This is a genomic window from Achromobacter sp. GW823-FHT04E03 (genome assembly GCF_058796095.1).
Window position 1 is genome coordinate 1588251 of record NZ_JBXAIJ010000002.1, and the last position, 25464, is coordinate 1613714.

At 65.0% G+C, this 25464-nt stretch carries 26 protein-coding genes; 12 read left to right on the forward strand and 14 right to left on the reverse strand.

Annotated elements, in window-relative coordinates; translation table 11 throughout:
* Nucleotides 1–4: 4 nt before the first annotated feature.
* From AC1RHV_RS18535 to fhuE, 5 genes are all read left to right on the forward strand, one after another.
* Nucleotides 5–862, forward strand: coding sequence for a sulfite exporter TauE/SafE family protein (locus AC1RHV_RS18535; RefSeq protein WP_054451742.1), 858 nt, complete (start codon nt 5–7; stop codon nt 860–862).
* Nucleotides 859–1167 carry a DUF1634 domain-containing protein gene (locus AC1RHV_RS18540; protein WP_054451740.1) on the forward strand — a complete coding sequence of 103 codons (309 nt, stop codon included), beginning with the start codon at nt 859–861 and terminating at the stop codon, nt 1165–1167. Before AC1RHV_RS18535 ends, AC1RHV_RS18540 begins: the two co-directional genes overlap by 4 nt.
* A 71-nt stretch (nt 1168–1238) precedes the next feature.
* On the forward strand, nt 1239–2027 hold the full coding sequence (locus AC1RHV_RS18545; RefSeq protein ID WP_492301623.1) for an alpha/beta fold hydrolase: 789 nt from the start codon (nt 1239–1241) through the stop codon (nt 2025–2027).
* Between the two features lie 90 nt (nt 2028–2117).
* Entirely contained in the window at nt 2118–3128 is a 1011-nt protein-coding gene (locus AC1RHV_RS18550; protein WP_054451736.1) for a Dyp-type peroxidase, read from the forward strand.
* Between the two features lie 264 nt (nt 3129–3392).
* A complete protein-coding gene (fhuE, locus tag AC1RHV_RS18555) occupies nt 3393–5588 on the forward strand; it encodes a ferric-rhodotorulic acid/ferric-coprogen receptor FhuE (protein WP_492301625.1) in 2196 nt (731 codons plus the stop codon).
* A 35-nt stretch (nt 5589–5623) separates the two neighbouring features.
* Here fhuE and AC1RHV_RS18560 read toward each other — a convergent pair whose 3' ends face one another.
* A complete protein-coding gene (locus tag AC1RHV_RS18560; protein WP_054451734.1) occupies nt 5624–6400 on the reverse strand; it encodes a bestrophin-like domain in 777 nt (258 codons plus the stop codon).
* Nucleotides 6401–6560: 160 nt separating this feature from the next.
* Here AC1RHV_RS18560 and AC1RHV_RS18565 point away from each other — a divergent pair, with 160 nt between their 5' ends.
* The 3 genes from AC1RHV_RS18565 (at nt 6561) to AC1RHV_RS18575 (ending at nt 10532) form a co-directional block, all read left to right on the forward strand.
* Complete coding sequence (locus AC1RHV_RS18565; protein ID WP_492301627.1) at nt 6561–7610, forward strand: NADP(H)-dependent aldo-keto reductase; 1050 nt, start codon at nt 6561–6563, stop codon at nt 7608–7610.
* 190 nt (nt 7611–7800) lie between these two features.
* The gene (locus AC1RHV_RS18570; RefSeq protein WP_054451730.1) at nt 7801–8232 is read left to right on the forward strand and encodes a YciI family protein; all 432 of its coding nucleotides are present in this window, start codon (nt 7801–7803) and stop codon (nt 8230–8232) included.
* A gap of 110 nt (nt 8233–8342) precedes the next feature.
* Nucleotides 8343–10532 carry a TonB-dependent siderophore receptor gene (locus AC1RHV_RS18575; protein ID WP_460360805.1) on the forward strand — a complete coding sequence of 730 codons (2190 nt, stop codon included), beginning with the start codon at nt 8343–8345 and terminating at the stop codon, nt 10530–10532.
* Here AC1RHV_RS18575 and AC1RHV_RS18580 read toward each other — a convergent pair.
* Nucleotides 10522–11340: a metallophosphoesterase gene (locus AC1RHV_RS18580; RefSeq protein WP_192492420.1), complete on the reverse strand. Its 819-nt coding sequence runs from the start codon at nt 11338–11340 to the stop codon at nt 10522–10524. The genes AC1RHV_RS18575 and AC1RHV_RS18580 overlap by 11 nt on opposite strands.
* Before the next feature lie 99 nt (nt 11341–11439).
* Here AC1RHV_RS18580 and AC1RHV_RS18585 point away from each other — a divergent pair, with 99 nt between their 5' ends.
* The 3 genes from AC1RHV_RS18585 to AC1RHV_RS18595 all read left to right on the forward strand — a co-directional run bounded on the left by AC1RHV_RS18585 (nt 11440) and on the right by AC1RHV_RS18595 (nt 13598).
* Entirely contained in the window at nt 11440–11850 is a 411-nt protein-coding gene (locus AC1RHV_RS18585) for a lysozyme inhibitor LprI family protein (protein ID WP_492301630.1), read from the forward strand.
* Between the two features lie 8 nt (nt 11851–11858).
* On the forward strand, nt 11859–12503 hold the full coding sequence (locus AC1RHV_RS18590; RefSeq protein ID WP_054451725.1) for a DNA-3-methyladenine glycosylase I: 645 nt from the start codon (nt 11859–11861) through the stop codon (nt 12501–12503).
* A gap of 87 nt (nt 12504–12590) precedes the next feature.
* The gene (locus tag AC1RHV_RS18595; protein WP_054451724.1) at nt 12591–13598 is read left to right on the forward strand and encodes a bifunctional helix-turn-helix transcriptional regulator/GNAT family N-acetyltransferase; all 1008 of its coding nucleotides are present in this window, start codon (nt 12591–12593) and stop codon (nt 13596–13598) included.
* Here AC1RHV_RS18595 and AC1RHV_RS18600 read toward each other — a convergent pair.
* From AC1RHV_RS18600 to AC1RHV_RS18615, 4 genes are all read right to left on the reverse strand, one after another.
* On the reverse strand, nt 13566–14261 hold the full coding sequence (locus AC1RHV_RS18600) for a pentapeptide repeat-containing protein (RefSeq protein WP_119449467.1): 696 nt from the start codon (nt 14259–14261) through the stop codon (nt 13566–13568). The genes AC1RHV_RS18595 and AC1RHV_RS18600 overlap by 33 nt on opposite strands.
* 39 nt (nt 14262–14300) lie before the next feature.
* Nucleotides 14301–14951: a response regulator gene (locus AC1RHV_RS18605; protein ID WP_054451720.1), complete on the reverse strand. Its 651-nt coding sequence runs from the start codon at nt 14949–14951 to the stop codon at nt 14301–14303.
* Between the two features lie 167 nt (nt 14952–15118).
* Complete coding sequence (gene gvpU, locus AC1RHV_RS18610; RefSeq protein WP_175160217.1) at nt 15119–15535, reverse strand: gas vesicle accessory protein GvpU; 417 nt, start codon at nt 15533–15535, stop codon at nt 15119–15121.
* Nucleotides 15536–15634: 99 nt separating this feature from the next.
* On the reverse strand, nt 15635–16618 hold the full coding sequence (locus tag AC1RHV_RS18615; RefSeq protein ID WP_492301634.1) for a helix-turn-helix transcriptional regulator: 984 nt from the start codon (nt 16616–16618) through the stop codon (nt 15635–15637).
* A 118-nt stretch (nt 16619–16736) separates the two neighbouring features.
* On the opposite strand from AC1RHV_RS18615, the gene AC1RHV_RS18620 reads away from it, so the two are divergent.
* On the forward strand, nt 16737–17342 hold the full coding sequence (locus AC1RHV_RS18620) for a glutathione S-transferase family protein (protein ID WP_054451718.1): 606 nt from the start codon (nt 16737–16739) through the stop codon (nt 17340–17342).
* A gap of 23 nt (nt 17343–17365) precedes the next feature.
* Here AC1RHV_RS18620 and AC1RHV_RS18625 read toward each other — a convergent pair whose 3' ends face one another.
* The 8 genes from AC1RHV_RS18625 to cyoA form a co-directional block, all read right to left on the reverse strand.
* Nucleotides 17366–18691, reverse strand: a complete 1326-nt coding sequence (locus tag AC1RHV_RS18625; protein ID WP_492301637.1) for a ParB/Srx family N-terminal domain-containing protein — start codon at nt 18689–18691, stop codon at nt 17366–17368.
* Nucleotides 18692–18726: 35 nt separating this feature from the next.
* Nucleotides 18727–19110: a hypothetical protein gene (locus AC1RHV_RS18630; RefSeq protein WP_054451716.1), complete on the reverse strand. Its 384-nt coding sequence runs from the start codon at nt 19108–19110 to the stop codon at nt 18727–18729.
* 134 nt (nt 19111–19244) lie between these two features.
* Nucleotides 19245–20351, reverse strand: a complete 1107-nt coding sequence (locus tag AC1RHV_RS18635) for a porin (RefSeq protein WP_119449463.1) — start codon at nt 20349–20351, stop codon at nt 19245–19247.
* A gap of 113 nt (nt 20352–20464) precedes the next feature.
* Nucleotides 20465–21244, reverse strand: a complete 780-nt coding sequence (locus AC1RHV_RS18640) for an SURF1 family protein (RefSeq protein WP_125473163.1) — start codon at nt 21242–21244, stop codon at nt 20465–20467.
* Nucleotides 21244–21648 carry a cytochrome o ubiquinol oxidase subunit IV gene (gene cyoD, locus AC1RHV_RS18645; protein WP_054451713.1) on the reverse strand — a complete coding sequence of 135 codons (405 nt, stop codon included), beginning with the start codon at nt 21646–21648 and terminating at the stop codon, nt 21244–21246. Before cyoD ends, AC1RHV_RS18640 begins: the two co-directional genes overlap by 1 nt.
* Entirely contained in the window at nt 21645–22286 is a 642-nt protein-coding gene (gene cyoC / locus AC1RHV_RS18650; protein ID WP_054451712.1) for a cytochrome o ubiquinol oxidase subunit III, read from the reverse strand. Before cyoC ends, cyoD begins: the two co-directional genes overlap by 4 nt.
* Nucleotides 22279–24282, reverse strand: a complete 2004-nt coding sequence (cyoB, locus tag AC1RHV_RS18655) for a cytochrome o ubiquinol oxidase subunit I (RefSeq protein WP_054451711.1) — start codon at nt 24280–24282, stop codon at nt 22279–22281. The genes cyoC and cyoB overlap by 8 nt, the downstream gene beginning before the upstream one ends.
* 55 nt (nt 24283–24337) lie before the next feature.
* On the reverse strand, nt 24338–25378 hold the full coding sequence (gene cyoA / locus AC1RHV_RS18660) for a ubiquinol oxidase subunit II (protein ID WP_492301640.1): 1041 nt from the start codon (nt 25376–25378) through the stop codon (nt 24338–24340).
* Nucleotides 25379–25464 lie beyond the last annotated feature (86 nt).

A 25464-nucleotide genomic window follows, 5' to 3' on the forward strand; every position in this document is an offset into this window, starting at 1 on the left:
GGCCATGGAGACCTCGACGATCTTCTGGCTGTTCGCCGCCGCCTTCGGCGCCAGCGCGCTGGGCGGGGTGCTGGGGATGGCCAGCGGCATCTTCATCGTGCCCATCCTGACGCTGCTGTTCGGCGTGGACATCCATGTCGCCATCGGGGCCAGCATCATCTCGGTGATCGCCTGTTCCTGCGGCAGCGCCGCGCCTTTCCTGAAAGGGCGGCTGACCAACGTCAGGCTTGCCATCGTCCTGGAGACGGCCACCACGTTGGGGGCGCTGACCGGCGTGTTCCTCATCGGCATCGTCTCGACCGGATTTCTCTACGGCCTGTTCGCAGTGATCCTGGCGCTGTCCGCGCAGCAGATGCTGGCGCGCCGGCGCGAGGCCGTGGCGATTGCGCCCGGCGCCGCCAGCTGGGCCACCGCGTTGCGCCTGCACGCAAGCTTCCCCGACCGCGCGCTGGGCCGGGAGGTGCACTATCAGGTGGACCGCGTGCCGCTGGGGTTGTCGCTGATGTATGGCGCGGGGCTGATTTCGGCCTTGCTCGGAATAGGCTCGGGGGTGCTCAAGATTCCGGCCATGGATGCCGCGCTGAAGCTGCCCATCAAGGTCTCGTCGGCGACGTCCAATTTCATGATCGGCGTGACCGCCGCCGCCAGCGCGGGCGCCTATTTCGTGCGCGGCGACATCGACATAGGCATCGCCGGACCGGTCGCGCTGGGTTCGGTCGCGGGCGCTTTGCTCGGCGCCCGCCTGCTGATGGGCCTGCCGGCGGACAAGCTGCGGCTGTTCTTCGTGATCGTGCTGTCCCTGCTGGCTGTGCAGATGCTGCTGAGCGCGTTGGGCGTGCATATCCCGGGAGGCCCGGCATGACGCAGACGGTGGACAAACAGGCGCGGCGCGACCGCGCCATCGCCGGCTTGCTGTGGTACGGAACCTGGCTCGCCTCGGCCCTCATCGCCGCCGGCATGGCTGTGGATTTCCTGTTGCCCGCGCATGGCGGCCTGCGGGACCTTGGACTCGTCAAGGTCGGGGTGGCCCTGTTCATCCTGCTGCCAGTGGCGCGGGTGGCGCTGATGCTGGCCATTTTCCTGCGCGAGCGCGACTACGCCTACACGGCGATTTCCGCGCTGGTCCTGCTCATCATCGCCGCAGGCGTGGTGTCCGGACTGCGGTGAGGCCGCCGGCTTTCCTATAATCGGAGCGCGGTGCGATGGCGCATCGTCGCATACTCTCCCCAGGACTTTTCATGCTTGCCGTTACCAGCCAGGATGTCTACGTGAACACCAGCCAGGGCCGCCTTTTCGCGCGGCGCTGGGATCCCGCCGGTGAGACCGCTGCCGCAGCGCCCATCGTGCTGTTCCATGATTCGCTGGGTTGCGTGGAGCTGTGGCGCGATTTCCCTGAACAACTGGCGCAGGCCACCGGGCGCAGCGTCATCGCCTATGACCGCCTGGGCTTTGGCCGCTCCGATCCCAATACCGCCGTGTTCGAACCCGGCTTTGTGGAAGAAGAAGCGCAGGGCGGATTCCGCAGCCTGCGCGCAGCGCTGGGCATCGGCCCCTACGTGGGGTTCGGCCATAGCGTGGGCGGTGGCATGGCTGTCTGCTGCGCCGGCGTGTATGCCGACGATTGCCGGACGCTGATCACCGAGTCCGCACAGATGTTTGCCGAAGACCGCACACTGGAAGGCATACGGGCCGCCAAGCAGAATTTCGCAGAACCCGGCCAGCTGGACCGGCTGAAGAAGTATCACGGCGAGAAAGCCGAATGGGTGCTGGGCGCGTGGATCAACACCTGGCTGTCGCCCGAGTTTGCCGCCTGGAACCTGGACGAGCAATTGCGCCAGGTGCGTTGCCCCGTGCTTGCCCTGCATGGCGAAATCGACGAATACGGTTCCCCCAAACACCAGGAAAAGATCGCGGCGCTGGCCGGCGGCCGCCCTGTGCTGCTGGAGAACTGCGGGCATGTGCCGCACCGCGAACAAAGCCGCATCGTGCTGGATGTGGTGAGCGAGTGGTTGAGGGCGGTGCCGTAACCAATCGGGTGCGCACGTACACAGTCCGCGCTTAGAATCGGACTAGCCCTTTCGCGCCGCCGCGCTCGCTTTCTTGAGGTCCCCGATCCGATGTCTGACCGTCAGCCCCTATCCCAAGCCGTCCACAATACGACGACCCGCCACGCGATTTTCATCGTGGCCACCCTCAACGAAGGCGCCGCCGCCGCCGAAACCGTGCGTGGCTGGTGCGCCGATGTCGCCGCCGTTGTCCGCACGGTGGGCACGCGCGCGCCCGAGCAGAATCTTTCCTGTGTCACCGCCTTCGGCTCCACGGCCTGGGACACGCTTTTCGGCGCGCCGCGTCCCGCCGCGCTGCACCCTTTCCGCGAGTTCGGTTCCGGCGAGCGCCTGGCCATGGCGACGCCGGGCGACCTGCTGCTGCACATCCGCGCGGACTCGATGGATTTCTGCTTCGAACTGGCCACCTTGTTGCTGGGCGGATTGGGCGATGCCGTGACGGTCGTGGATGAGGTCCATGGCTTTCGCTACTTCGACCGCCGCGCCATCATCGGCTTCGTCGACGGGACCGAGAATCCGGAAGGGCAGGAAGCATTCGACTTCACCGTCATCGGCGACGAGGACGCCGAGTTCGCCGGCGGCAGCTACGTGCTGGTGCAGAAGTACCTGCACGACATGAAGGCCTGGAATGCGCTGACGGTCGAAGGCCAGGAAGGGGTCATCGGCCGCCACAAGTGGTCCAACGTGGAACTCGACGACGACATCAAGCCCTCGTCCTCGCACAGCGCCCTGACGACCATCGAGGAAAACGGCCAGGAACTGAAGATCCTGCGCGACAACATGCCGTTCGGCCGGCCGGGATCCGGGGAATTCGGCACGTACTTCATCGGCTACGCGCGTTCGCCGCGTCCCATCGAGCTGATGCTGGAGAACATGTTCGTCGGACGTCCGCCCGGCAATTACGACCGCCTGCTCGACTTCAGCCACGCGGTCACGGGCGGCCTGTTCTTCGTGCCGTCGTCCGAGTTGCTGGAAGCGCTTGCCGAGCGCAGCCCGGCGGCCTGTGCGGACGCGGGCGAGCCTGCGGCGCAGGCGTTGGCGTCGGCGGGCAAGGCGGGCTGAGGCACAGCCACGAGCGGCCTTGGCCGCTACCGGGTAGCCGGAATTTCTGGCGCGGCCGCGACGATGGCCGCGCCAGTTTTCATTTTGACGCGCCATTCGACAAGCTACCCGGCCGGCCGGGCGGTCTGCCTGCAACCAGGTTGCGTCCCCAAAACGATACGGACGTCCAGCAGGTGATGCTTGGTTATTCAATAACGCACCTGAGAATTGTTTGCATTACACTTTCTTCCCATTAGAAGTTTCAACATGGGAAAGGAAGCCAACATGCAACACCCCGGGCCCGCCGGCCGCACTCGTTCCGTTCGTCCACGCCTCGTCCTGCGGCGCACGCCTTGCCTGGTGCTGATGGCACTGGCCTGCGGCACTGCCACGGCTCAGGACGAGGGCGTGGCCACCTTGCAGTCCGTACAGGTGATCGGCAACGCCGACAGCACCACCACCGAGGGCACCGGTTCGTATACGCCGCGCGCCACCGCCGCCAGTACGGGGCTGCCGCTGACATTGCGTGAAACGCCGCAGTCGGTCACGGTGGTCACGCGGCAACGCATGGACGACGAGAACATGCTTTCGCTGGTTGACGTGATGGCGAGCACGCCGGGTATTTCGGTGCAGAACTATGACAGCGAGCGGTATTCGTTCAATTCCCGGGGCTTCAGCGTCAGCAACTACATGTATGACGGAATTCCGACGAGCTTCGACACCGGCTATGCCGCGGGCGAGTCATCGCTCGATCCCATCATCTATGACCGGGTCGAGGTGGTGCGGGGCGCCACCGGCCTGCTGACCGGCGCGGGGAATCCGTCCGCGTCGATCAACCTGGTACGCAAGCACGCCACCAGCCGTGAGTTCAAGGCGGACATGAGCGTCAGCGCTGGCAACTGGGACACCTATCGCGGCACGGTGGATCTTTCCACGCCGCTCAACTCCGCCGGCAGTGTGCGCGGACGCATCGTCTCGGCCTATCAGGACAATCACTCCTACCTGGATGGCTACCAGAACCGCAAGAAGGTGTTCTATGGCGTGGTGGACGCGGACATCACCTCCCGCACGACGCTGAGCGTGGGTTTCAATTACCAGGACAACGACCCGAAACGCAGCAGCTGGGGCGGCTTCCCGCTCTGGTACGCCGACGGCGGCCGCACGGACTGGAGCCGTTCGCTGAACACCGGGGCGGACTGGAGTTCGTGGGGTAGCACGACCCAGGGCGCTTTCGCCAGCCTGGAACACCGCTTCGACAATGGCTGGACTGTCAACGCGGTGGGCTCGCATTCAAAGAACGAGATGGATGCCAAGCTTCTCTATCTCTATGGCTGGCCCGACCGCGACACCGGCCTGGGTGTGAACGCATCGCCGGCGTGGTACGTGGGAGACCGCAAGCAGAACAGCCTGGACGTCAAGGCATCCGGTCCGTTCACACTGTTCGGCCGCCGCCACGAGGCTGTCGTGGGCGCCAGCTTCAACCGCCAGCACGGCGACTTCGACTACCGCTCGGCCCTGTCGAGCGCGGCCGTGGGCAATTTCCTCGACTGGGACGGCTCGTATACGGAGCCGGAATGGAGCAGCGATTCGGTCACCGCCAATCGGTACACCACCAAGCAAACGGGCTGGTACGGCGCCTTGCGCTTCAATCTTGCCGATCCGCTCAAGCTCATCGTGGGCGGCCGCTACAGCACGTGGGAAACGGATTCGGTCGGCTTTGGCGGCGGCAGCCGCCAGTCTTTCAAGAAGAACGAATTCACGCCCTATGCCGGCCTGCTCTACGACATCAACGAGACCTACACGGCCTACGTCAGCTACACCGGCATCTTCAATCCGCAGAGCTATCAGGACCGCAGCGGCAACTGGCTCGATCCGCTCGAGGGCAAGTCTTACGAAGCGGGGATCAAGGGCGAGTTCCTGGACGGCAAGCTGAACGCCAGCGCCGCGGTGTTCCAGATCGAGCAGGACAATGTGGCCCAGGTCGATCCGGGCTACATGGTGCCGGGCACCATCAACCAGGCCTACACCGCTGCGCAGGGCACGCGCAGCCGCGGTTTTGACCTGGAGGTTTCGGGTGAAGTGATGCCGGGATGGAACCTTGCCGCGGGCTGGTCGCACTGGACTGCGCGCGACGGCGATGGCAATGCCATACAGACCGACCAGCCGCGCAGCCTGGTGCGCGTGTTCACGACTTATACGCTGCCTGGCGATTGGAACCGTCTGACGGTGGGCGGCGGCGTCAACTGGCAAAGCCATGTGTACACGATGGCAAGCGGCCCGAACGGAGAAGAGCGAGTCGGTCAGGGCAGCTATGCGATCACCAATCTGATGGCTCGCTACCGCTTCAATCGCAACCTGAGCGCCCAGCTCAATGTGAACAACCTGTTCGATCGCAAGTACTACAGCCAGATCGGGTTCTACAGCCAGGGCGCGTGGGGGGCGGGACGCAGCGCCATGCTGACGATGCGCTACCAGTACTGACGCGTGCCAGGACGGGGGGCGCAGGCGCCGCGCGCCTAGCGCTCCTGCTCCAGCGTCGCCTTCATCCGCACCATGCTCTCCTGGCTGACCATGATGACGCCGCTGGCTGGCTGGTCGATGTCCAGGATGAAGGTCAGCACCAGGGAAATAAGCGTGGCGAACAGGCCGGTCGAGATCAGCCGCCTGCGCTTGTGCAGCCCGGTGCCGTAGGCGATGAAGCCCATTGCGCCGCCGGTGACGATGAAGAGCAGATAGAAGACGGGCTCGGGTACGTGGTTTTCCAGCGCGACGCGGCGCTTTTCATTGACCTGGGCCATTTCGTTGATGGCCTGGATGAACATGACCGTGGATATCGACGGCGGGTTCTCCAGGACGCTCGCAGCCGTGCTCCGGATCTGGCGCTCGATGCGCCGCGACGTCACGCTGGCCGCGGCCAGGCGCTCCTTGTCGTTGTCGGCGTCGCTGAACTCCAGCGCCGTCGTCGTGTATTCCAGCAAGAGCTTCGCGATGGGATCGCGGGCCGCGGGAGGCAGCAGCTGCGAGCGCCAATAGGCGTTGCCGATGGCGTTGGCCTCTTCCAGCACCAGGTTCTTGCGCGTTTCGAAACGCGTCACCGACATCGCGAAGGTAAAGCCCAGCAGCAGCGCCAGCAGGCCCAGCAAGGCGGTCTGGAGCGCGCCGATATGGGTCTTGGCGGCGTCGTCGGAAGCGCGGCGGTGCCTGCGCCCCAACCGGAAGCCCAGCTCGATGATGGCCAGGCAAGCGATTACGCAGATGAAAAACACGTAGGTTTCATCAATTTCGCGCAGCACGTTGATTTCCGGTGGTTATTTGGGGATAGAGCGTATGCCGAGTGCGGCGCGGCGGGCAAGGGGCGAATAACCCGCAGCCGCGGATCGTTGCCAGGTATTTGAAAAGCTTCTTGGAGTAAGGTGTCGCTTCCCTAGTAAGCGACACCGCACGGAGCAGAAATTGAAATACCGCAAACTCGGCCGTACCGACCTGGATGTCAGCCTGATCGGACTGGGCACCATGACCTGGGGCGAGCAGAACACCGAAGCCGAGGCGCACCAGCAGCTGGACTACGCCCTGGAACGTGGCATCAATCTGGTTGACGTCGCCGAAATGTATCCGGTGCCGCCCAAGCCCGAAACCCAGGGCCTCACCGAGACCTATATCGGCACCTGGCTGGCGCGCAGCAAGCACCGCCAGGATATCGTGCTGGCCAGCAAGGCGGCGGGTCCCGTGCGCGACGCGAAGCGTCCGGGCCACATCCGCGATGGCAAGACCCACCTGGACCGCAAGAATCTGACTGCGGCCCTGGATGCCAGCCTGAAGCGCCTGCAAACGGACTACCTGGACCTGTATCAGCTGCATTGGCCCGACCGCACGACGGCCACCTTCGGCAAGCTGTCCTATCCCTGGGTCCAGGACGAGTACACCGTGCCGATCGAGGAAACGCTGGAGGTGCTGCAGGGCTTCGTGCGCGCCGGCAAGGTGCGCCACATCGGCGTGTCCAATGAAACGCCCTGGGGTGTCGGCCAGTTCCTGCGGCATGCCGAGAACAAGGGCTTGCCGCGCATCGCAACCATCCAGAACGCCTACAGCCTGCTGAACCGCGTCTACGAGATCGGCCTGTCTGAGTACTCGCACCACGAAGGCGTGGGCCTGTTGGCCTATTCGCCGCTGGCGATGGGCATGCTTTGCGGCAAGTACCTGGACGGCGCGCGCCCGGCCGGCGCCCGCCTGACGCTCTACACGCGCTTCACCCGCTACAGCAATGAGCAGGCCGAGGCCGCCACCCGCGCCTACGTCGAACTGGCGCGCACGCACGGCATTTCGCCCACCCACCTGGCCCTGGCCTGGGTCAACCAGCGCCCCTTCGTCACCAGCAACCTGATCGGCGCGACCACGCTGGAACAGCTGAAGGAGAACATCGACAGCGTGGACGTGACCCTGTCGGCCGAGGTGCTGGAGGCGATCGACAAGATCCACGCCCGCCAGCCGAATCCGGCGCCGTGATGCGCTGATCGCCCCGTCAGCCATGGCGGCAAGAACCCATGACGCTTTCCGGGCGTCATGGGTTTTTTCATGGAGGACGCCGACCCGGCCACGGATACACTTTTTTTCCTGGCGGCTGTCGATTTCGACTGGCGCGGTTCGTCGTGTGGATGGAGCATGCAAGTTCCACCATCCACACAAGGAGACCGAGATGCGATTCATGGTTCAAGTCAGGGCCACCGCCGATAGCGAAGCAGGGGTGATGCCCACCCAGCAACTGCTGGCCGACATGGGGCGGTTCAACGAGGAACTGGTCAAGGCGGGCGTGATGCTGGCGGGCGACGGCCTGAAACCCAGCTCCAAGGGCGCACGGGTGCACTTTTCCGGCAGCAGCCGGCAGGTGATAGACGGCCCCTTTGCGGAAACCAAGGAGCTGATCGCCGGCTACTGGCTCTGGGAGTGCGCCTCGCTGCAGGAGGCGATCGAATGGGTCAAGCGCTGTCCGAATCCGATGCCCGGCCCGTCAGACATCGAGATCCGCCCGCTGTACGAGGCCGACGACTTCGGCGAGGAGTTCACGGCGGAGCTGCGCGCCCAGGAGGAGCGGCTGCGCGATCAGTTGGAGAAAGCGTCCAAGCAGTGACCGCAGGGCCAGAGCGGCATGGGGAAGTTCGCAGTTATTAATATAATTGCGAATCAGTCTTATTTATAAGAAGTCGACATTTCTTCCCCTCCCGCTCTGGAGAATTCAACGTGGTCCGTCCCGCTTCCGCCAGGAAGTGCCGCGCGCGCAAGCACGCGCGGCATGCCGTTGCACCCTATGCCCTAGCCCTGACCCTGGGCATCGTTCATTCCGGGGGCGTCCAGGCCCAGGCCGCCGGCACGCCGCCGCCGACGGTCGGGGGGGATGCGCAAGGCGTGGCCCAGTTGCCGGCAGTGACCGTCAACGCGACCTCGCTGGACGACACGCTGGAGCATCTGTCCGCGCCGGTGAACAGCGGGGCGCTGGGCAACCGCAGCCAGCTGGAGACGCCGTTTTCCACGGCCGTGGTCACCGCCGCGGATATCGAGGAGCGGCAGGTCCGCAAGCTGGGCGACGTGTTCGCCCTGGACGCATCCGTCACCGACAACAGCGCCTCCTACGGCGCCTGGGCCAGTTATCTGAGCGTGCGCGGCCTGCCGCTGGATTGGCAGAATTCCTACCGCATCGACGGCAAGCCCTTCCTTAGCTACGTCACCACCTTGCCTTACGAGCACTTCGAACAGATCGACCTGCTCAAGGGCGCATCCGGTTTCATGTACGGCTTCGGTTCGCCGGGCGGACTGATCAACTATGTCACCAAGAAGCCGACCGACGAGCCGGTGCGCAGCATCGAGCTGGGCTATGTGTCCAAGGGCCTCCTGCGTGAACACGTCGATCTGGGCGGGCGCGTGGGCGGCGACGGCCGCTTCGGCTATCGCCTGAACGCCACGCATGAAGAGGGCAATACCTATAACGGCGGCTCGCTGTATCGGGATTCGGTGTCGCTGGCGCTGGACGCGCGCCTGACCGACAAGCTGACCTGGGACTTCCAGTCCATCTACCAGAACCGCAAGGCGATCGGGCAGGAGCCGACCATCTACGCTGGCCAGATGGCGGGCTCGGAGCTGCCGTCGCCGGTGCGCAACGACAACGGCAGGCTGGTGGGCCAGGGCCCGTATGCCGACAATAAATTCCGCTTCTATTCGACCGGGCTGAAGTACCAGCTGTCGTCCGATTGGTCAGTGCGCGCCGACTACAGCTACAGCTCCACTCGCACCCGTCGCAATGAATCGGTGCTGTTCCTGCAGAACCAGGCGGGCGACTACCAGGACTATCGCTCGGATTACGGTGAGGCCTATGCCTACAACCAATGGCAGGGCATGCTCGAAGGCAGGTTCAGCACCGGCCCGCTGAAACACCAGGTGGTGGCGGGCGCGTCCTGGCAAAAGCAGAAGAACGACTACAGCGCCAACGGCGTGTACCAGCTGCAAGGCACGGGCAATCTGCGCACGCAGAACACCAACACCTATTACAGCGAGGGCAGCCTGGACCTGTACCGCGCCGCGGAGATCACGCAGAAGGCGCTGTTCGCAAGCGACACCATCGACCTGACCGGCGGCTGGTCCGTGCTGGGCGGCCTGCGCTATACCGACTACGAACAGGTCGGTTTCGACGCGGCGGGCGTGCGCAATTCGCGCTACGACAAGAACGGCGTGCTGACGCCGACGGTGGCGCTGATGTACAACATCACGCCGCAGACCATGGCCTATGCCAGCTACATCGAGTCGCTGGAGCCGGGGTCGTCGGTGGGCAATACCTACGCCAACTTCGGCGCGCTGCTGGACCCGCTCAAGAGCAAGCAGTACGAACTGGGCATCAAGACCAACCAGGACGGCTGGGCTGCCACGGCGGCGCTGTTCCGCATCGAGAAGAAGGCGGAATACACCAACGCCGCCAATGAGCTGGTGCAGGACGGCAAGTCGATCTACCAAGGGCTGGAGCTGGGAGCCTCCACGCGCATTGCGACGAACTGGAACGTGGGCGGCAGCCTGATGTTCCTGGATTCGGAATACAAGAAGGGTTCCAGCTTCACCGGGAACCGGGTGGCGGGCGCGCCCAAGTTCGTCGCCGCGGCCCAGGTCGCGTATTCGGTTCCGCAACTGCCGGGCCTGAAGCTCAGGGCCGACGTGAAGTACACCGGCAGCACCATGCTGGGCGCTTCGAATGCGGTCCAGGTGTCCGACTACGCCATCGTCAATATCGGCGCCACCTACGACACGCGCATCTACGGCTACGAAACCACGTTCCGCGCGGGCATCAACAATCTGGCCGACAAGCGTTACTGGCTATACCAGTCGCCGGACTACGTGAAGGCGGGCGACCCGCGCACCTACGCCTTGAGCGCCAGCCTCAAGTTCTAGACGCCGTCACGTCCCACAGGCGGTCAGGCGCAAAGTCCTGCTGTTCGCCCTTCTTGGCGTAGCCCAGCGGATTGGCCACGATGCGGCAGCCATTCTTCACATAGTCCTGCGGACAGTGCAGATGGCCGTGCATCCAGACGTCGGCCAGGGGCAGCAGGGCGTCCAGCGCATTGCAGAACCCTGCTGTGCCGGGGGTGACGCCGTAACGCGGATCCGCGCTCGCCAAGGTGGGGGCGAAGTGGGTGATGGCCACGGTCGGCCCGTCGTGGGGCGCGCGCAGGGCGTCTTGCAGCCATTGCTGGCATAGCAGCCCCTGCTCGCGCATCTGCTCGGCCATGAAGGGCGCGCCGTTGCGGCGCATTTCGGCCTTTTCCAGATAGAAGTCCGCCGCGCGAAACGCTTTTTCGCGCTTTTTCAGGGCCGCGCCGACGGTGTCGCCGGGCGCGGCCAGCGCGTCGAAATCCGTCCACAGCGTGGTGCCGACAAAGCGCACGCCATCGATGACCAGCGTCTCGCGTTCCAGCCAGTGGATGCCGAGTTCGCCGCAAAGCTGGCGCAGCCGTGCGTGGGTCTCGTCGAAATCGACGTTGTCGTATTCGTGGTTGCCGGGGACATACACCACGGGCGTGGGCCAGCCCTTGTTCGGCGCATAGTTGCCCAGGCCGAAGTCGTCGCCGGTCATGAGCGAACCGCGGCGGTATGAGCCTATGTCCCCGGCCAGCACGAGCAGATCGGCGCCGGGCGCGGGCCGGGCCAGGAAATCCGGGTCGGTTTCAAGATGCAGGTCGGAGAGCAATTGGATCTTCATAGCCGCCATCTTAGGCCACTGGGGGCGCAGCCGCCGCTGCGGGAGGCCATTGTTCCGTGCGACACTTTCCTGGTTCACCAGCCACACAGGAGGAATTCCATGCGTATCGCCATCATGACCGCCGCTGCCGCGCTTGCGCTGGCCGCAAGCGCGCAGGCGCAGCCGCTGGATTGCGGCAACGCGGCCACGCAGACGGACATGAGCCTGTGCGCCGACCAGGCGTACCGCAAGTCCGACGCCGCCTTGAACGCCGCCTACAAGGAAGTGACCGCGCGCCTGAAGAACGACCGGGACGCGACGACCCAGCTGCATGCCGCCCAGAAGGCCTGGCTGTTCTTTCGCGATGCGGAGTGCGCCTTCGCGTCCAGCAGCACGTCCGGCGGCAGCGCCTATCCCATGACGCTGAGCCTGTGCCTGGACAAACTGACGCAGGCGCGCACCAAGGAACTGCAGGGCTACCTGAAGTGCGAGGAAGGCGACCTGAGCTGCCCGGTGCCGGGCAAGCAGTAAGTCGCCGCATGAAGACCGATGAGATGAACAAGAACGATCCGGGCCTGATCACGGACGAGCAGGGCGTGGCGCGCTGCTTCTGGCAGCCGTCCATGCCCGACTATCACGACCATGAGTGGGGCAGGCCGGTGGCGGATGACCGCCGCCTGTACGAGAAGATCTGCCTGGAGGGTTTTCAGGCCGGCATGGCCTGGATCACGATCCTGCGCAAGCGCGAGGCGTTCCGCGCGGCCTTCGATGACTTCGACTTCGAGCGGGTGGCGCGCTACACGGAGCGCGACGTCGAGCGCCTGATGGGCGACGCGGGCATCGTGCGCAACCGTAGCAAGATCGTGTCCGCCATCAACAATGCCAGGCGTGCACGCGCCCTGGCCGACGAGACGGGTTCATTGTCGGCCTGGCTCTGGAGCCATGAGCCGCCGGCCCAGGACCGTCCCGCGACCGTGGACCTGGACTACTGGAATGGCAATCCGACCTCGCCGGCGTCGGCGGCGCTGTCGCGTGACCTGAAGAAGCGCGGCTGGACCTTCGTGGGCCCGACAACCATGTACGCCTTCATGCAGGCCGTGGGCATGGTCAACGATCACATGAGCGGCTGCGTCTGCCGCCAGACGGTCGAGGCCGCGCGCGCGGGGTTCAAGCGGCCGAAATAGGCCGCGGCAGCGGCTGGCGCGAAAAATGTTGAATTGGTTGCGATCCGCAAGTATATTGGTTGCGAATCGCAACTTTAAGGGCGCGCCATGGATCTGATCGATACCCCCATCCAGTCCCGCGATCAGACGATCCGGGATTTGCGGGAGTTCTCACGCAAACTGGTGCGCGAGCTAGGCTTCATGCGCAGCTCGCTGGCCGGCAGCGAGCTGGCCCCGTCCGCCGTCCACGCCATCATCGAGATCGGCCTGCAGCCGGGCATCCAGGCGCGCGATCTGGCGGCCATCCTCAGGTTGGACAAGTCCAATACCAGCCGTCAGGTCGCCAAGCTGGAGTCAGCCGGGCTGCTGACGCGCGAGGCCGACAGTGACGATGCGCGCTCGTCGCGGCTGTACCTGAGCGAAGCCGGCACCCGGCTGCGTACGCAGATAGACCAGTTCGCCACCGACCAGGTTTCGCGGGCATTGCGCCAACTGGCGCCAGAGGACCAGCAGTCGCTGATCCGCTTTCTTTCCCTTTACGCCGACGCCCTGTCGCACGAGAACCCCAACACCGCGCCCGCCGTCACGGGCGGCATCGCAGAGCAGATCCACGCGGGCTACCTGCCCGGCTGCATCGGCGACGTGGCCAGCCTGCATGCGCGCTATTACGCGCAGGCCTCGGGATTCGGCGTGTACTTCGAACGCAAGGTCGCGAGCGAGCTGGCCGAGTTCGCAGAAGGCCTGCCCGCCACCGGCAAGAACATCTGGCTGTACGTGGACAACGGCAGGACGCTGGCTTCCATCGTCATCGATGGCGATCTTGCCGCCCGTGAAGCGCACCTGCGCTGGTTCATCGTCGACGAGTCGCTGCGCGGCATGGGCGTGGGCCGCGTCCTGCTGGAGCGGGCCATGGCGTTTGTCGACGCCCACTACGACGAGACGTACTTGTGGACCTTCAAGGGGCTGGATGCAGCCAGGCATCTCTACGAGGCTGCCGGCTTCACGCTGGCCGAGGAGTCCGAAGGCCGGCAGTGGGGCAGCGTGGTGGTCGAGCAGCGCTTTGTCCGCCGCAGCCGGCGCGCTTCAGATCACGCTGATGCGCAATTCGGCCAGTAGGGCTGCCGCCTGAGTCTTGGATATGGTGGCGCCTGCCAGGCGCGCGGCCGAATTCAGGTCCAGGCCGCCCAGGTCGGCTTCGCGCAGGTCGGCGCCTTCGAAGCGGACATTCTTCAGGATGGCGTTGCGCAGGCTGCCGCCATGGAACACGGTGTCGCGGAAATCGCTGCCGGTCAGGTCGGCATCGGAGAAGTCCAGGTGCCGCACGTCGGTCTTGCGAAACGACACGCCGCGCAGCAGCGCGCCGACCAGCAGGCATTCCTCCAGCGACCAACCCAGGCAGGCGATGCCGTCGAAGTCGCTGCCGGTGAGCTTGCAGCCCTGGAAACGGGCGGCGGCCAGCCGGGCGCGGCGCCAGTTGGCATTGTTGAGGTCGCAGTTTTCAAAGACGGCATCGCTGGCGTCGCATGAGGCGAAATCCACCTGGCCGCCGCGGCAGCGCAGCCAGACGGAGTCCGCCAGCGTGGCGCCCTGAAAGGAAGCGCCAGCGATCGCGCACGCGGTCAATTGCGCGCCGCGCAGATCCAGGCGCGAAAAATCCGCGTCCTGGAAGTCGCAGTCATGGAACGACAGCGGACGGCCGGCCGACTGTTCGATCAAGCCCTGCATCAGCTTGCGGTCCACTTCCTGGCCCGCCACCGTCTCGATTGCTTTTTGCGTCATGCTGCGCGTTCCTGCCTGAATTCCCGGAAAACGGACAGCCTACTGGAAGATTTCGCTTTCGACGCAGAAGGCGATCAGTTCCTGGTCGGTGCGGACGTTGAGCTTGCGCATGGCCGAGATCTTCTGGCCGCTGACCGTCTTGACGCTGCGCTTCAAGGCCTCGGCCACCTGCATCATGGATTCGCCGCGGATGAAGTGGCGCAGCACTTCGAATTCCTTGGGCGACAGGCTGTTGATGCGTTCGCCGATGAACTTGCTGCGCTCATCGGCCGCGCCGTCGCGCTGGAAGCCGGGCGGATAGTACTTGCGGCCGGCATGCAGCGTTTCCAGCGCGGTCATGATTTCGGTGAGGTTGTCGCGCTTGAGCACCACGGCGGCCACCCCGGCGTCGTAGAGCGCCGAGATGATCATGGAATTCGACACCATGGTCAGCACCACGATCTGGACGTCCGGATAATGCCGCGTCAGGTATTTGACCAGGCGGATGCCGTCGCCATAGGTGTCGTCGCCGGGCATGGAGTAGTCGGTGATGACCACGTGCGGCATATCGCGTTGCAGGTGCTGGATCAGCGCGGTCGGCCCGGGCAGGGTGGCCGTGACCTCGAAGTTGAGGTCCTTTTCCAGCAGGTCGCGCATCCCCATCAAGACCAGGGGATGGTCGTCGACCAGGACGATGCGGAGTCTTTCCATGCGGGGGAGTGACTTCAAGCGAGCCCTTGCTTCAAGTGGAGAGAAGGCGGGCGGACTCAGGGTTGGGGGCGGAGGCAAACCCATAGCGTAGTGGTTTTTGCGTAGCGGCGCGCCCCGCGCCCGAGAACCGGGGCGGGGACCTATGCGCAATAGGGATATCGGCGGCCTCAGCCGGCCGCTTCTTCCTGCAGGCGGCCCAGCACGAAGCCGTCGACCGCGCTGGTGCGGCCGCGCCACAGCGTGGGCTGTCCGGCGATGGGGGTGCCGTCGGCAGTGAAGAACAGGGCGTCGGCGAGATGGATGTAGTTCGGCAGCGGGTCAGCGGGTTGGGGCACGCGGAAGACGTCGCCCAGTTCCGTCAGCGAGGCATGCACGGCCTTGCGAGTGGCGTCGTCCACCTTGTCCAGGGATCCCGTGAAGCTGGCGGCGAAGCTGTCGAAGTACTCTGCCCCGGACACGATGGAACCCGACACCAGCATGCCGCCCATCTGCAGGGTGACGCCGATGCTCTCGATCTGGCTGCCGTTGTTCACCAGGTTGACGAGGAATTGCAGGAAGGCGTCGGCGTCGGGAACGTTGCTCATGGCGTGATTTCTGGAAATGTTTGGAAAGCAGCCAAGATACTCGAATCGCGGGCGAAATACACAGAATGGGATAGGCCGAAAAACAGCCAAATCCGACCGCTATCCGCGCGCTTTGGGAACTGCCATTTTTTCCAGGCTGCGCCCCAGCCGTTCGCTGGCCAGACGCAGGCGGTCCTGCAGCGCCGCAGGCGCCAGCACCTCGAATTCGACGTCCAGCGCCATCAGCCAGTACACCAGCGCGTCCAGGCTGGGCACGGCGCATTGCAGTACGCAACGTGCTTCGTCCAGCGCTTCGACCTGGCCGGCGCCCGGCGGGATGCGCGTGGCCATGACGGCGCGCGGCGCGTGCAGGATCACGCGCGCGGGCTCCGGATGCGGCGCCATGTTGACCGACCGCGAGACATAGGCGCGCAGATCGCCGCCTTCGGGCGGAGGGCGCGGCGCGAAATGCGCGCCGACTTCCGGGGCGCCCGCGATGCGGTCGATACGGAAGGTGCGCCAGTCCTCGCGCGCGGGATCCCAGGCCACCAGGTACCAGCGGTATCCGGTATGCGCCAAGCCTTGCGGCTCCACCAGCCGGGTGCTTGCCCGGCCCTTGCCGTCCGCATAGTCGAAGCCGACCCGCAACTGGTCGCGGCAGGCGGCTGCCAGCGTGGCCAGCAGGGTGGCGTCGACCGCCGCGCCGTCGCGCGGGATCGGCACGATGGCCGATCGCAGCGCGTCGACCCGGTGGCGCAGGCGCTGCGGCATGACCTGCTCCAGCTTCACCAGCGCCCGCAGCGCGGTTTCCTCGATGCCGCCCACCGTGCCCGTGGCCGCCGTGCGCAGCGTGAGCGCCACGGCCAGCGCTTCATCGTCGTCCAACAACAGGGGTGGCAGCGCCTTTCCCGCGCGAAAGGCGTAGCCGCCGGCCACGCCGCTGCTGGCATGGACGGGGTAGCCCAGTTCGCGCAGCTTGTCGATGTCGCGCCGCAGGGTGCGGGGGTGGATCGCCAGCGTCGCGGCCAGTTCGGTCCCGGCCCAATGGCGGCGGGTCTGCAGCAGCGACAGCAGGCGCAGGAGGCGGTTGCTGGAAGTAAGCATGGCGGCACGATAGCGCGTATCGAGGGCGGAATCTGTCCTCAATGGATTCTACAGTGGCCCCCGTAGTCAGCGGCAGGGGCCGCGACGCACATCCCTTGATCGAATTGGAGATTTGCCCATGTCTATCGTCTTCTATTGGCACCCCATGTCCAGCGCAACCCCGGTTGCCAGCGCGCTCGCTGAACTGCAAGTGCCGCATGAACGCATCAAGGTGGACATCAGGACGGGGGAACAGCATCGCCCCGAATTCCTGGCGCTCAATCCCAACGGGAAGGTCCCCACGCTGACAGTGGACGGCGCTCCCTTGTTCGAAACCTTGGCGATACAGCTATGGCTGGGAGAGCGCTACGGCGTGGAGCGCGGCCTGTGGCCCGCCGCCGGCACGCCCGAACGCCTGCTGGCGATGTCGTGGTGCGCCTGGTCCTATGTCAGCTACGGCGCGGCGGTGATGCGCCTGTATCTCGCCACGCAGGGCGCTGACGCGCCCGGCGGCGTCGAGGCGGAACGCGTATTGGATGACGTGGACGCGTTGCTGGCCGTGCTGGACGGCCATCTGTCGCGGCAGCCCTGGATGTTGGGCGCGGCCTACTCATTGGCCGACCTGGTGGTCGGTTCGGTGGTCGGCTACAGCGCCTATCTGGGCGCCAGAGTGGCGTCGCATCCGCATGTGCGGGCATGGATGGACCGGGTCCAGGCCCGGCCCGCCATGCAGATCGACGCTTAGCGCGCGTGGGCGGGCGCCGCGGCTTACCAGCCCCAGCAGGTGCCCGTCGCGGGCTTGCCGCAGTTGCGGTAGTTCACGGCGAACCACAGCTTGCCTGCGCCCCGCGGACTGCCATCGTTCTTGGCGTCGTTGCGCGGCAGTTCTTCCAGGGTGTCGCGCGCCTTCTTGGTGGGCGAGCCGCTGGCGGCGTCGGGCGACAGCGCGATACGTCCCAGGCCGGCAGCGTCGCGGTCATCGAAGACGATGTCGGCGTCCTTCAATGCGCTCATCTTCAGGGAGGCGTCGCGCACCGCGGCGGCATAGCTGTCATTGGAGCCGGCAGGCGCCAGGCTCTTGTCGAGCGTGCTGACAGCGAGGATCTGCGCCGGCGCGGCGGGCGCCATCATCTTGTACTGGTCCAGGCCCGGCAGCTGGCCGCCCGCGGCCTGGCGGCGCAGCCAGTCGCCCCACAGGAACTCCGCGAACTCCGGCAGGTTGCCATTGCTGTAGGCGATGTCGCGGGTGAAGTACACCAGCGAGCGGTAGCGGTCCTCTTGCATGCCGCCGGCTTCCTGGGCGCTGGCCAGCCCCAGGCGGGCGGGCAACTGGTCCACGGTGATGGGTTGGTTCTGGCCGTCGCGCAGCCAGGCGCGGCGTTCGTCGACCATGCGCTGCCAGAACGCCGCCGCATTGGGCAGGGTGCTGTAGTTGGCGTCGACCTTGACCCAGACCGGCAGCTTGGGGCCGCCATCGGCGATTTCGCGCAGCGACGAGAAGGTATGGTGGCCGTCGGTCAGATACAGGTTGCCGTCCCAGCCGACCACCACCGTCTTGAGGTTGGCCGCGTTGGTGCCCGGGGCGTTCTTGCAGGCATAGGTGGCCGGCTGGTCCAGGCGGGCGGCGCGCGCCTCGGCGATGCTCTGGAATTCCTGCGCGCGCTCGGCGCCGCCCATGTCTTCGCAGTAGTCGTCGAACTTCTTGCCGACCGTGCGGTTCAGGTAGTCCAGCTGCAGTGCCGGCTTGTCCGCCCAGGTCGGGCGTTCGAAGTCCCCTTGCCAGCGGCCGAGCTTGTAGTAGATCTGGTCGTAGCCGATGGCGGCCTGGGTGGGATGCAGTTCCTCGATGCGGACCTGGATGACGTCGCCCGGCTTGGCCTGCAGATAGGCCGTATTGCGCGGCGGCTGGGATTCTGCGGGGGGCGTTTCTTCGACGGGAGGCGGCGCGACGGTGACGGGTTCGTCGTCATGGTCGTCGCCGCCGCCGTTGCAGGCTGCGAGGGCCAGCGGCAGCAAAGCCGCGGCCAACGCATGCAACAAACGTTGCCGGCGGGCGGGAAAAGCGCGACGCGCGGGAAGAGAGGTAGAGGGCATGGTCCGTTTCAGGATCTGGTTTCAAAGATAGCCGATCATGAGGGACGCGTGTTTCCTGCAGATTGCACCGGAACGGGTTGCCACGCATGCAGCCTGTCCATCAGGCCGCGCACGACGGTGGCCTGACGGCGGATTCTGGCGGCTGCGGCGGCGGACAGGCCTTCTGCCAGTTCTTCTTCCAGCGCCTCGAAGTGCGAGGCTGGCGCGCGCATCTGCAGGGCCAGCAGCGCGCCCTGTATGCGGTGCAGCATCTGGGCGGTGGCAAGGGCGTCGGGTTTCTCGGCGGCTTGCTCCAGCGCATCGAGATCCTGGGTCATGGTGTCCTTGACCAGTTGCCGGTGATCCGGCGCCAGCGCGGCGTATACCGCGAGCGTACCCGCGGCGGGGAAAGCAGAAGTATGGGGGAGCGGTTTGTGCATGAGAGCCTCCTGGACGTACATGCGGATGACGTCAGGCTCTCGGGCGATATTAAAGAAGCCCGATACCAGGGGGCTTCGAATCGGACGGATTCGCCGACAGCGGAAGCGGCCCCGCAGCCGCTCCGCTGACTTGCTTAGAACGTGTGGCGCACGCCGACGCCGGCGGCCGTGCTCTTCAGGCCGTCGATGAAGGCATAGTCCTTGCCGTACGAACCATAGGCGTACAGGTTGGTGCGCTTGGACAGGTCGTAGGTGTAGCCCACGCTCCAGACGTTCATGTTGGTGTCGCCGCCGGTCAGCTTGTCGTTGTTCGGCGACACGTGTTGCCACGACGCGAACAGGCTGCTTGCGCTGCCCAGGGGCAGAGTGGCGCCCAGCATGTAGGAGTTGGCCTTGAAGCCGTCCACGAAGCGGTTGGTGCCGAATTCATCGCTGAAGGGCGTGCCTGCCGGCAGGTCCTGGCCGACGAACCAGCCGTCGGTGGTGCGGCCGTAGGCGGCGGCGAGCTTCACGACCTCCAGGTCGTAGGACACGCCCAGCGCGTACTGGCGCGGCGTGGCGTCATGGTCGATGGAGCCGCGGTTGGAGCCGTTGAGCTGGTCGTAGGTCAGCGCGACGTTCAGCGGACCTTGCACGTAGCGCAGGCCGGCGGTGATGCCGCGGGTATTGTCGGCGGTGCGAAAACCCGTCTGGTCGGCGGTCGTGTCGTCCGCATTGAACGAGTAGCCGATGCCAAGTTCGAAGCCGTTCACCGAAGGCGTCTTGTACATCACCATGTTGTCCCAGCGCATGGTGTTGGCGGCGCTGAAACCCAGGCCCATGTTGGACTGGGTGTAGCTGGTGTAGAAGGGGTCGATGTCGGCAAGGTAGTTCGAGCCCACCGTGGCCTGGCGGCCGAACTCCAGCGAGCCCCAGGCGTCGTTGGCCAGGCCGATGGTGGCCTGGCGGCCGAACAGGCGGCCGGACTGTCCGCGCTGGCCGTTGGCCGAGTCGAATCCGCTTTCCAGCTTGAACGTGGCGCGCAGGCCGTCGCCCAGATCTTCGGCGCCGCGCAGGCCCCAGCGCGAGCCGGCCTGGATGCCGTTGATCATGCCTATCTTGCTACCGTCGTATCCATCGCCTTTGATCTTGTTGTAGCCGATGCCGGTGTCGATGACACCATAGAGAGTTACCGACGATTCTGCCTGAGCAACGCCTGCAAAAGTCGTGAACATTGCGGCGGCGAGCAGCGTCTTTTTCATCCTTGGGGACTCCTGGTTGAGGGGTGGAAAAAACAAAAGGGAACAGCACGCGAGCATGTAGCTCAGCGCTGTTCCCAGCCCTCATTGTAGGACACCGGCCGCAGCCGGCGGATTCAGCCCTTGCGGCGCGCGCGCTTTTCCTCGCGCACGAAGATGAAAACGCCGACCAGCACCATGGCTGCCAGGGCGTACCAGGTGATGGCGTAGCTCAGGTGATTGTTGGGGAAGTTCAGCACCGTCAGGCCGCCGACGGGAGCGGTGCGCCCGCTGCCGTCCTTGCCCGTCGCATCGGCGTCGATGAAGTAGGGGGCCACGTCGGTCAGGCCGCGCGCCGCGGCGATGGCGGGCAGATCGCGCGAGTACCAGAGGTTGGTCGCCGGATCGTTGTTGCGCAGGAAACCATGAGCCGGCTCGCCCATGCGCAGCAGGCCGGTGACGCTGGCTTCTTCGGGCGTTTGTTGTATGGCCGACTTGCTTTTGCGCCATTCGGGCAGCACGAAGCCGCGGTTGACCAGCACCGTGCCGCCTTCGGGCAACTGCAGCGGAGTCATGACCCAGTAGCCGCTGCCCAGCTCGGTCGCGGCCTGCACCAGGGTCTGGCGGTCGTACAGGTAGGTGCCCTTGGCGGTGACGCGGCGGTATTCGGCGTTGTCGGAAGTCAGCGCGGGCCATTCGGCCTGGGCCGGCGCCGGCGTGGGCGCCGCATGGGCGCGTTGTTCGACCTGCGCGATCAGGGTGCGTTTCCAGGCCAGCCGGTGCACCTGCCAGGTGCCCAGGGCGCAGAGGCCCGCAAAAATGGCAACAGCAAGCACCCCCAGGATGACCAGGGTAACTTTGCTGCGCGGATTACGGGAGGAGGTGTCGCGGGAAGTGGAGTCGTTTACTGCGGCCATCAGGGCATTTTCCGCATGTCGTGTGTGGACATGGGCATCATATTGGAGTCGAGGTGGTACATGATCCAGATGGATCCGCTGAGCGTGATTACGACCAGCACCAGCGTGAATATTAACGCCAACATGTTCCAGCCGCTTTCGGACTTGGTGTCCATGTGCAGGAAGTAGATGATGTGGACCACGATCTGCACCGCGGCGAACGCCAGGATCACCAGCGCGGTGGTCCGGGACTGAGAGAAGACCTGGTTCATGACCAGCCAGAACGGGATGGCGGTCAGGATGGCCGCCAGCACGAAGCCGGTCATGTAGCTTTTGAAGGTGCCATGGGCGGCGCCGTCATCGTCGTCGTGGTGGTCGTGGCCGCCGTGGCCGTGATCGGCCGGATGATCCAGGTGCGCGGTCATGGCAGCACTCCCATCAGGTACACGAAGGTGAAGACGCCCACCCAGATCAGGTCCAGGAAGTGCCAGAACATGGACAGGCACATCAGGCGGCGGCGGTTTTCGGGGATCAAGCCGTGCATCTGGACCTGGATCATCATCGTCACCAGCCACACGATGCCGAAGGTGACGTGCAGCCCGTGGGTGCCGACCAGGGTGAAGAAGGACGACAGGAAGGCGCTGCGCTGCGGGCCGGCGCCCTGGTGGATCAGGTGCGCGAATTCGTACAGTTCCAGCGACAGAAACCCCAGCCCCAGGATGCCGGTCACTGCCAGCCATAGCTGGGTGGCGCCGACGCGGTTGCGCCGCATTTCCAGCATCGCGAAACCGTAGGTGATGGAAGACAGCAGCAGCAGCGCGGTATTCACCGCTACCAGCGGCAGGTCGAACAGGTCCGCGCCGGAAGGGCCAGCCGCATAGTTGCGTCCCAGCACGCCATAGGTGGCGAACAGGCAGGCGAAGATGAGGCAATCGCTCATCAGGTAGACCCAGAACCCGAGCAGGGTGCCGTTCTTGGGGTGGTGTTCGCCCGGGACGTGGAACATGGGCTCCGCGGGCGGCGCGGCGCCGCCGGGCAGGTTGGGGGCCAGGGTATCAGACATTTTTCGCTAGCAACCTTGTGCGGGCGTCTTCGGCGCGCACGACCTCTTCGGCCGGCACGTAGTAGTCGCGCTTGTAGTTGAAGGTGTGAATGATGGACACCAGGATCAGCGCCGCGAACGACAGCACGGCCAGCGGCCACATATGCCAGATCAAGGCGAAACCCATCACCACGCTGATACCCGCCAGGACGATGCCCGCCCAGGTGTTCTTGGGCATGTGGATGGGAATGAAGCCCTGCTGCGGCCGCAGGTAGCCGTGCTGCTTCATCTGCCACCAGGCGTCCTGGTCATGCACGCGCGGCGTGAAGGCGAAGTTGTAGTTGGGCGGCGGCGACGAGGTCGACCATTCCAGCGTGCGGCCGTCCCAGGGGTCGCCGGTGTCGTCGCGCAGCGACTCGCGGCGGCGATAGCTGACCACCAGCTGGATCAGGAAGCTGGCGATGCCGCAGGCTATCAGCAGCGCGCCGAAGGCCGCCACCTGGAACCAGATCTGCAGGGACATGTCCTCGAAGTGATTCACGCGCCGCGTCACGCCCATCAGTCCCAGCACATACAGCGGCATGAAGGCGACGTAGAAGCCCACCAGCCAGAACCAGAACGAGCATTTTCCCCAGAACGGATCGAGCTTGTAGCCAAAGGCCTTGGGAAACCAGTACGTGATGCCGGCCATCAGCCCGAACAGCACGCCGCCGATGATCACGTTGTGGAAGTGCGCGATCAGGAACAGGCTGTTGTGCAGGACGAAGTCGGCGGGCGGCACGGCCAGCAGCACGCCCGTCATGCCGCCGATAACGAAGGTCACCATGAACCCCAGGGTCCACAGCATGGGGACCTCGAAGCGGATGCGGCCGTGGTACATGGTGAACAGCCAGTTGAAGATCTTGGCGCCCGTGGGGATCGAGATGATCATGGTGGTGATCCCGAAGAACGAGTTCACGCTTGCCCCTGATCCCATGGTGAAGAAGTGGTGCAGCCACACCAGGTACGACAGCACCGTGATCACGACCGTGGCGTACACCATGGACGCATAGCCGAAGAGGCGCTTGCGGCAGAAGGTGGAAACCACTTCGGAGAAGATGCCGAAGGCCGGCAGGATCAGGATGTAGACCTCGGGATGGCCCCAGATCCAGATCAGGTTCACGTACATCATGGCGTTGCCGCCGAAGTCCGCCGTGAAGAAGTTGGTGCCCACGTAGCGGTCCATGGAGAGCAGCGCCAGCACCGCCGTCAGCACCGGGAAAGCCGCCACGATCAGCACATTGGTGCACAGCGCGGTCCAGGTGAAGATGGGCATGCGCATCATGGTCATGCCCGGCGCGCGCATCTTGACGATGGTGACCAGCAGGTTGACGCCGGAAAGCAGTGTGCCTACCCCCGCTATCTGCAGGGCCCATATGTAGTAATCGACGCCCACGTCGGGGCTCTGGAGGATCCCCGATAACGGCGGATACGCCAGCCAGCCGGTACGCGCGAATTCACCGACGAACAGCGACATCATGACCAGGATGACGCCGCCCGTGGTCATCCAGAAGCTGAAGTTGTTCAGGAACGGAAAGGCCACGTCGCGCGCGCCGATCTGCAAGGGCACGATGTAGTTCATCAGGCCCGTGACCAGCGGCATGGCCACGAAGAAGATCATGATCACGCCGTGCGCGGTGAAGATCTGGTCGTAGTGGTGCGGCGGCAGGTAGCCCATGGAATCGCCGAACGCCACCGCCTGTTGCAGGCGCATCATGATGGCGTCGGCGAAGCCGCGCAGCAGCATCACGATGCCCAGGATGACGTACATGATGCCGATCTTCTTGTGGTCGATGCTGGTGAACCACTCGCGCCACAGGTAGCCCCATTTGCCGAAGTAGGTGATGGCGCCCACCACCGCGATGCCGCCGATGGCGACCGCGATGAAGGTGAAGAGCAGGATCGGTTCGTGGTAGGGAATGGCTTCCCAGGTCAACTTACCGAAGATCAGCTTGGTGAGGTCTGGTTGATCAGGCATCTCGATTCCAGCAAAAAGACCGCAATTTCACGAAGCCCCGTGCGCCAGCGATCCGCTACAGGACCAGTCCTTCGGTGGCGGTGCACATCGCGCCCACATACTTGCGCGGCGCGCCGGTCAGGCCCAGGCGCTCGCGCGTTCCGGCGTCCAGCGTGGTGACATTGAGCGCGCCGGGTATGCCCATGCCGCCTTGCGCGTCGATCGCCATCGCGTCGCGCATGCACATGCGGTTGGGTTCCACGCAGCGGTTGACGATCGCCTCGAACAGGCCGGGCGCGCTGGACGCATAGCGTTGCACCGGGTTGCGTTCGCTGGGTTGCTCCAGCTTCAGGTAGGTTTCGCGGCTGAGCGTGGTGTTGGAGGCGCGGGCGTCAGCCACCCATTTGTCAAAGCCCTGCTGATCCACGCCGTGGAACTTGAAGCGCATGCCGGAAAAGCCCGAGCCGCTGTAGTTGGCGGACAGGCCTTCGTATTCGCCGGGATGGTTGATCACCGCGTGCAGGGTGGTCTGCATGCCCGGCATGGCGTAGATCTGGCCCGCGAGCGCGGGCACGAAAAAGGAATTCATCACGGTGGACGAAGTGATCTTGAACTGGATGGGACGGTCCACCGGGGCCGCCATTTCGTTCACCGCGGCGATGCCCTGTTCGGGATAGATGAACAGCCACTTCCAGTCCAGCGCCACGACCTCCACCACCAGCGGTTTGGTGCCGGCGGGCACTTCGCGGCCCTCGGACAGGCGCACAAGCGGGCGGTAAGGATCCAATTGGTGCGTGCTGACCCAGGTGAGCGCGCCCAGCGCGATGATGATCAGCAGCGGCGCGGCCCAGATCAGGAGCTCCAGCATGGTGGAGTGATTCCAGTCAGGGTCATAGTGCGCTTCCTTGTTGCTGGCCCGGTAGCGCCACGCGAACACGAAAGTCAGGAGGATCACCGGCACGATGATCAACAGCATCAAGCCGGTGGAAATGATGATCAGGTTGCGCTGCTGCAAGGCGATGTCGCCCGAGGGCGAGAGCAGGACTGCATTGCATCCGGCGAGCAATGGCAGCGCGGCAACCAGGACCAATCCGCGGAACCTTGGGAAGGACGGCATGACCATACCCCGAAACGTAACCGTGGGAAGTAAACGCAACACTACGCTGGAAGCCGCGAAAAATCTAGGGTAAAAAGAACAAAAAT

Coding starts and splice junctions, on each gene's coding strand:
- AC1RHV_RS18600 (WP_119449467.1), bottom strand. CDS start 14,261: ATGACGCAAAAAGCAATCGAGACGGTGGCGGGCCAGGAAGTGGACCGC.
- cyoA (WP_492301640.1), bottom strand. CDS start 25,378: ATGCCGTCCTTCCCAAGGTTCCGCGGATTGGTCCTGGTTGCCGCGCTG.
- AC1RHV_RS18535 (WP_054451742.1), top strand. CDS start 5: ATGGAGACCTCGACGATCTTCTGGCTGTTCGCCGCCGCCTTCGGCGCC.
- AC1RHV_RS18635 (WP_119449463.1), bottom strand. CDS start 20,351: ATGAAAAAGACGCTGCTCGCCGCCGCAATGTTCACGACTTTTGCAGGC.
- AC1RHV_RS18630 (WP_054451716.1), bottom strand. CDS start 19,110: ATGCACAAACCGCTCCCCCATACTTCTGCTTTCCCCGCCGCGGGTACG.
- AC1RHV_RS18590 (WP_054451725.1), top strand. CDS start 11,859: ATGAAGACCGATGAGATGAACAAGAACGATCCGGGCCTGATCACGGAC.
- AC1RHV_RS18620 (WP_054451718.1), top strand. CDS start 16,737: ATGTCTATCGTCTTCTATTGGCACCCCATGTCCAGCGCAACCCCGGTT.
- AC1RHV_RS18595 (WP_054451724.1), top strand. CDS start 12,591: ATGGATCTGATCGATACCCCCATCCAGTCCCGCGATCAGACGATCCGG.
- fhuE (WP_492301625.1), top strand. CDS start 3,393: ATGCAACACCCCGGGCCCGCCGGCCGCACTCGTTCCGTTCGTCCACGC.
- cyoB (WP_054451711.1), bottom strand. CDS start 24,282: ATGCCTGATCAACCAGACCTCACCAAGCTGATCTTCGGTAAGTTGACC.
- AC1RHV_RS18580 (WP_192492420.1), bottom strand. CDS start 11,340: ATGAAGATCCAATTGCTCTCCGACCTGCATCTTGAAACCGACCCGGAT.
- AC1RHV_RS18550 (WP_054451736.1), top strand. CDS start 2,118: ATGTCTGACCGTCAGCCCCTATCCCAAGCCGTCCACAATACGACGACC.
- cyoD (WP_054451713.1), bottom strand. CDS start 21,648: ATGACCGCGCACCTGGATCATCCGGCCGATCACGGCCACGGCGGCCAC.
- AC1RHV_RS18570 (WP_054451730.1), top strand. CDS start 7,801: ATGCGATTCATGGTTCAAGTCAGGGCCACCGCCGATAGCGAAGCAGGG.
- AC1RHV_RS18605 (WP_054451720.1), bottom strand. CDS start 14,951: ATGGAAAGACTCCGCATCGTCCTGGTCGACGACCATCCCCTGGTCTTG.
- AC1RHV_RS18625 (WP_492301637.1), bottom strand. CDS start 18,691: ATGCCCTCTACCTCTCTTCCCGCGCGTCGCGCTTTTCCCGCCCGCCGG.
- AC1RHV_RS18545 (WP_492301623.1), top strand. CDS start 1,239: ATGCTTGCCGTTACCAGCCAGGATGTCTACGTGAACACCAGCCAGGGC.
- AC1RHV_RS18640 (WP_125473163.1), bottom strand. CDS start 21,244: ATGGCCGCAGTAAACGACTCCACTTCCCGCGACACCTCCTCCCGTAAT.
- AC1RHV_RS18615 (WP_492301634.1), bottom strand. CDS start 16,618: ATGCTTACTTCCAGCAACCGCCTCCTGCGCCTGCTGTCGCTGCTGCAG.
- cyoC (WP_054451712.1), bottom strand. CDS start 22,286: ATGTCTGATACCCTGGCCCCCAACCTGCCCGGCGGCGCCGCGCCGCCC.
- AC1RHV_RS18585 (WP_492301630.1), top strand. CDS start 11,440: ATGCGTATCGCCATCATGACCGCCGCTGCCGCGCTTGCGCTGGCCGCA.
- gvpU (WP_175160217.1), bottom strand. CDS start 15,535: ATGAGCAACGTTCCCGACGCCGACGCCTTCCTGCAATTCCTCGTCAAC.
- AC1RHV_RS18540 (WP_054451740.1), top strand. CDS start 859: ATGACGCAGACGGTGGACAAACAGGCGCGGCGCGACCGCGCCATCGCC.